This is a genomic window from Granulicella sp. S190 (assembly GCF_009766095.1).
Taxonomy (GTDB): domain Bacteria; phylum Acidobacteriota; class Terriglobia; order Terriglobales; family Acidobacteriaceae; genus Edaphobacter.
On sequence record NZ_LMUD01000019.1, the window covers coordinates 1 to 4,896 of the forward strand.

At 57.8% G+C, this 4,896-nt stretch carries 5 protein-coding genes; 1 reads left to right on the forward strand and 4 read right to left on the reverse strand.

What is annotated here, in order from left to right:
* Window positions 1-151: 151 nt before the first annotated feature.
* The 3 genes from GSQ94_RS11835 to GSQ94_RS11845 form a co-directional block, all read right to left on the reverse strand.
* Window positions 152-712, reverse strand: a complete 561-nt coding sequence (locus GSQ94_RS11835) for a cytochrome b (RefSeq protein ID WP_158944093.1) — start codon at window positions 710-712, stop codon at window positions 152-154.
* Window positions 709-1,767: a catalase family peroxidase gene (locus GSQ94_RS11840; protein WP_158944094.1), complete on the reverse strand. Its 1,059-nt coding sequence runs from the start codon at window positions 1,765-1,767 to the stop codon at window positions 709-711. Before GSQ94_RS11840 ends, GSQ94_RS11835 begins: the two co-directional genes overlap by 4 nt.
* A 271-nt stretch (window positions 1,768-2,038) precedes the next feature.
* Window positions 2,039-2,683, reverse strand: a complete 645-nt coding sequence (locus GSQ94_RS11845) for a TetR/AcrR family transcriptional regulator C-terminal domain-containing protein (RefSeq protein ID WP_158944095.1) — start codon at window positions 2,681-2,683, stop codon at window positions 2,039-2,041.
* Window positions 2,684-2,941: 258 nt separating this feature from the next.
* Here GSQ94_RS11845 and GSQ94_RS11850 point away from each other — a divergent pair, with 258 nt between their 5' ends.
* The gene (locus GSQ94_RS11850) at window positions 2,942-3,382 is read left to right on the forward strand and encodes a hypothetical protein (protein WP_158944096.1); all 441 of its coding nucleotides are present in this window, start codon (window positions 2,942-2,944) and stop codon (window positions 3,380-3,382) included.
* A gap of 278 nt (window positions 3,383-3,660) precedes the next feature.
* On the opposite strand, the gene GSQ94_RS11860 is transcribed toward GSQ94_RS11850, so the two are convergent.
* On the reverse strand, window positions 3,661-4,896 hold a 1,236-nt coding region (locus GSQ94_RS11860; protein ID WP_371417500.1), incomplete at its 5' end, for a glycosyltransferase family 2 protein.

Sequence of the window (4,896 nt, forward strand, 5' to 3'; positions counted from 1 at the left end):
TCTGCATAGCGATGATCCTCCTTGTCACAAGCTGCTTCTACGATCTTCCTGCTCATGCAGGAGAATCAAGCGGCGGACCATCTCATTAGTCGGCTTATGTTGAGTAATTGCCAACTGGAGGCATAACGTGCATTTTGGGCAAGTGATTTGCTCACTTGCTCTCAGACTGGTTATGTGTGGACACCGGGGCCATTGTTTCGAAGATACCGTCGTTCCTGACCAATTTATGAAAGAGTATGCCGGCGACGTGCGCCAGGATGACTGCGAAAAAGGCGAAGGCCAGGTAGTGATGCGCACGCCATAGCAGCGTATGCAGGCTGGGACTGACCGGCAGGATCGGCGGAAGATGCACGCCACCGAAGAGCACGACGGGATAGGCTGCAGCGGACAACATACCCCAGCCGATCAGCGGCATGCCAATCATCAGCAGGTAGAAGATGTATTGCGAGGAGATCGCAGCCAGCTTTAGTGGCTCCGGTAGATCGGCGGGCAGCGCGGGTGCGCCGTAGATAAGGCGTAGCGTCAGACGAATAAGTACGAGCACCAGAATGGCTATGCCGAGCGGCTTATGAATCTGGACCAGTGTGAGGTATTTGGTCGTGATGGTCGAGACCATACCTACCCCGATAAACAACATGGACAGAATGCAGATTGCCATGAGCCAGTGAAGGAATCGCTGCGGCGCGGTGAAGCGTGTGCGGGTCGTCGTCATTGCCTGGCTCCTGTCGCGGTACGCGGGTAGTCCGCCTCTTCGGCTGTGCGGCTGTTGTACGACCGGGAGTACGCTGCCGAACGGGCTGCGGGAAATGGGTCATCCGACGTAGTGATTCCGGCTGGCAGTACCGTCGGATCATAGTTGATGTCGCGGCACGGGCCGTCGGGCTCCGGTTCAATCTGCTGCACCGTCATTGTTCCAACGTTGACGGTACGACGATCAGCGGGCCACGCCTTGTTGGGGTCCGCAGTTGGGTCGCCGGGGTTGGCGACGGTGACCATGAGGTTCCAGTGCTGAGGGTTCGCGGCGACACGCTGCGTGATCTCCTGCTCGAGATAATCGGGACCGCGCTTGGCCAGTTCGGCTGGCGAAATAGAAACAGGTTGTGCCGCTGGGATCAGCGACCAGCGGATCGGATGTTTCGCGCCGGACTCATCGACGAACAGAAATGAGTTGAGACTGTTGTAAGGCTCCTCCGCATAACTCTCGGTCCATTGGTCACTCTTAGCCCAAGGGAGAAACGCAAGGAACTCTGGATTTGCGCCAATGAAGTTCTTCATCGCATTTGGGTCCTTGCTGGCGGAGGCAGTGAGGAGGTCGTAAAAGGCCTGCGGAGTAGAAACGGGAAAGATCGGCGCATTGATCATGGCACTGCGCCACTGCTGCCCGTCCGGCGTGGTGATAAGAATGCCTAGGCCGCGCGTACGCACCATTGCATCCTCGGCATTCGGATTCGGAGTGCCAAGGTTGAACCTTCCCACAATCGGATATTGGCCCCTGACGAAGACCCGCGCCTTGGAGAGTGCCGAACCTTCGCCGTTTGCCTCAAACGTTCCGGTGAAGCAGATGCCTTTGGCGTGGTTGCGGCGATGACCTAATGCCGGGCCGCCCGGAGGAGCCAACGCGGCTACCAACTTTTTCGGCGTCAGTCTGTGCGGCGATAGCCATCCAGCCGTGTATGCGAAACCAATCGCGGCGATGCCCACGACGATAGCAATGAATACGAACGGCCAAAGCCGAAAGGGCTTCGGTGATGCAGGAGACTGAACCATTCAAACCTCGTTTCTTCCAGTTGCGAAGTCTCAAACGGAGACCATGACCGTGTGCCAGTAACTTGTGCCTGTTGACGAAGTGCATCCGCCCCATCCTATGAGTCTGGCAGTCTGAGCCACGAACTGAGAATAAGAATACAAGCCGACGGAACGCTTCATGGCGTGATTTTTACTTGAACGAATAAAAAAGGAGCAGGCAGTAAACCTATAGAGCGCGTCTTCACGTTCCCGGTCGCTGAAAGCTTTGAGAGAATCGTGGATAAGCGATTCCTTAATCGACTGATGTTTTTTGTGCTGCGGCGCCTTGTAGGATCAGCTCCAAACCCTCTTTGTAGCGGCGATCGAAGCGGTCGAAGAGGATTGGCCCGCTCTGCCTCAGCAAGGGAAGCTCTTCGGGGTCGAGGCGGGCTCTTCGTTTTGCGATGTCGTAGCGGGGGGACCTCTCGTTAGGACGAGGGTAGACGGCCTGCTCTTCCATGGCGAAGCTTAGCGTGTAGCTGTAGACGGTGCTCAGTAGAACAACTGCCTGACGAAGGGAGAAGCCAGCTTCGAGGAGTTTTGCGCCTATCGACTCGACGGTCTTCATGTAGTCGGTGTTGGTGAGTTCGGTCCCTGAGACCATTCGGGCGCCGTCCCTGTATGCAAGCAGCGTCTTTCTCAGGCCTTGTCCGAAGGTGGCGGCCCAGATCTTCCAGTCGGAGCTGCGACGGGCGGGCAATAGGTTGTGTGCTCCCTCTGCGAGGACCATCGTTGCCATCTCGTCTATGAGCTCTTCTTTGCTCTTGAAGTGCCAGTAGATGGCTGTGGCCTGGACCTTCAGCTTCGTGCCGAGACGACGGAGGGTCAGCTGCTCGAGGCCGACTTCGTTGAGCAGTTTAAGTGCGGCCTGGGCGAGCATGTCCCGGTTAACTTTCATGCCTTGCTTCCTTCATCCGTCGGTATTTTTCCTGCGTGATTATTTCCTGCATCGAGGATAGCAGTTTTGGCATCTTTATAATTGAACATTGTTCAATTATGTTGAACGTCGTTCAACGGCTTCCTTTAGAAGGAGGTCTATTTTGAAGGCTAAGGAGATATTTATGAAAGCAGCGATTATCACGGCAGCCGGCAAGACGCCGGTTTATGGAGACTTTCCTGAGCCTGTGGCTGGGGCGGGAAGGCGCTTGGAGCAGACATGGTGATTCCATTTGCGCTGGGTGCACTGCATCCGTTGGGAGCAAAGCGGTACGAAGAGGCGCTGGTAGAGCAGTTCGAGCAGGGGATTGATGTTGTGATCGATTACGTTTGGGGGGAGAGTGCGAAGACGGTGATCGTTGCGATTGCGAAGGCGGTGGAGGATGCGACGCCGGTTCGGTTTGTGCATGTGGGAGGCGTGAGTCGCGAGGAGAACGTGGAGCTGCCGGGGGCTGCGCTGCGCTCGTCGGCGATCGTGTTGATGGGGAGCGGACTGAAGAGTGTGCCATTGTCCGGGCTGCGGAACGCGATCAGGAGTGTGTTTGAAGTGGTGGGAACGGCGAATCTCAGGATTGCGATAAAACGTGTGCCTCTCTCGGAGATTGCGTCGAATTGGGACGATGCGGCTGGAAAGCCGCGTGTGGTATTCACGGTCGGGTAAGGTCTTCGGCTTGTTGGTGCGGTCTTTCGTGTAGATAGCTCGTCATCTGAGTCGGTGTGGTCGGTCATCAACTACGGCGAGTACGGTTGGCTATTCGTAGGGTGAGTGAAGAAGCAGATTCCTCCGCTGCGCTGCGGATTGACAACAAAAGAGCGAGCAACGACAACTGCAAAGGGCAAGCAACGACGACTGCAAAGAACAAGCAACGACGACTGCAAAGAACAAGCAACGACGACTGCAAAGTGGGGTGCTGACGGATTTAAGGTTGATTTCTGATTTCAGGGTCTACGCTTGCGGAGTTCAGACAAGGGATAGAAGGTGCCTCGCCAGGTGACGCCGCCTTGTTTGAGGGTGATGATTGCGGAGCGGAGGATGGAGTAGACGATCAGCGTAGCGCTGATGGGAAAGAGGATCGCATACCAGGGGGAGACTTTGCTTTGTCGGCTGGAGAGCAGGTAGAGGAAGGTAACGGAGGCGAAGGTGAGGATTGCCGGAGTGCGCGTCTGCGAGGAGGCGAGAAAGGCCGCGGGGACGATGCAGAAGAGAGTGAACCAGACGCAGGAGAGTAGAGCGACGATGGAGTTGTAGCGGAAGACGGCGAAGAGATTTTTGATCAGACCGTTGAGGATTCCGCTGACGCCGCTGGCCCAGTGAACTCTGACGAGGCCGGGACCGGTGGCGATGCGCTGGCGGAGGCGGGCTCGCTTGATGCGGCTGCCGAGGGCGAGGTCTTCGACGATCTCCATGCGGAGAGCTTCGTAGCCCCCGATCTGCTGATAGGCGGCGGTGCGGAGGAGGTTGAAGGCGCCTACGCCGACAGCGTCGCGGAGGGACTGGGGGTCAGAGACGCGCCAAGGACGAACGGCCCAGAGGCCCATGATCTGAAAGTAGCTGAGGAGCATGCCCTCGCCTGCGGATTTGATGGTGGCGGTGGGGAGTAGGACGAGGTGGTCGGCCTGGGTGGCTGCGGCGTGGGCGAGGGCGAGGCGGAGAGCGTCGGGATGGAAGAGGATGTCGGCGTCGGTGAAGAGAAGATAGCCGGGATGGAGGAGGGAGATGGCGTGACGCGCGGCGTAGGCCATAGCGTGGGTTTTGCCGAGCCAGCCTGGGGGGAGATTGGTGATGTGGAGGACGGTGAGCTTGTCTGGGTGCTGGGCGGCGAGAGCGTCCATGAGGGTGCCGGTGTTGTCGTTGGAGCGGTCGTCGACGGCGATGAGGTGGAGATTAAGGAGTTGCTGGTCTTGATGCTGGTTCAGGAGGGATTGGAGGCAGGCTTCGATATTAGCCGATTCGTTGCGGGCTGGGATGATGACGGCGAGTGAGAGATCGGTTGGTGGGGCAAGGATGTGAGCGGGGGCGGTTAGATCGGGGACGCGGCGGAGGCCGATGGATGCGGTGAGGGCCTTCCACATCCAGGCGAGGGCGACGAGCCATGCGGTGGCCGTGAGAGAGGATTGGAGGAAGGAGTGCAATAAGTCCTTAGACGTGTGGGTTTGGGGGCGGTTGCTGGATTG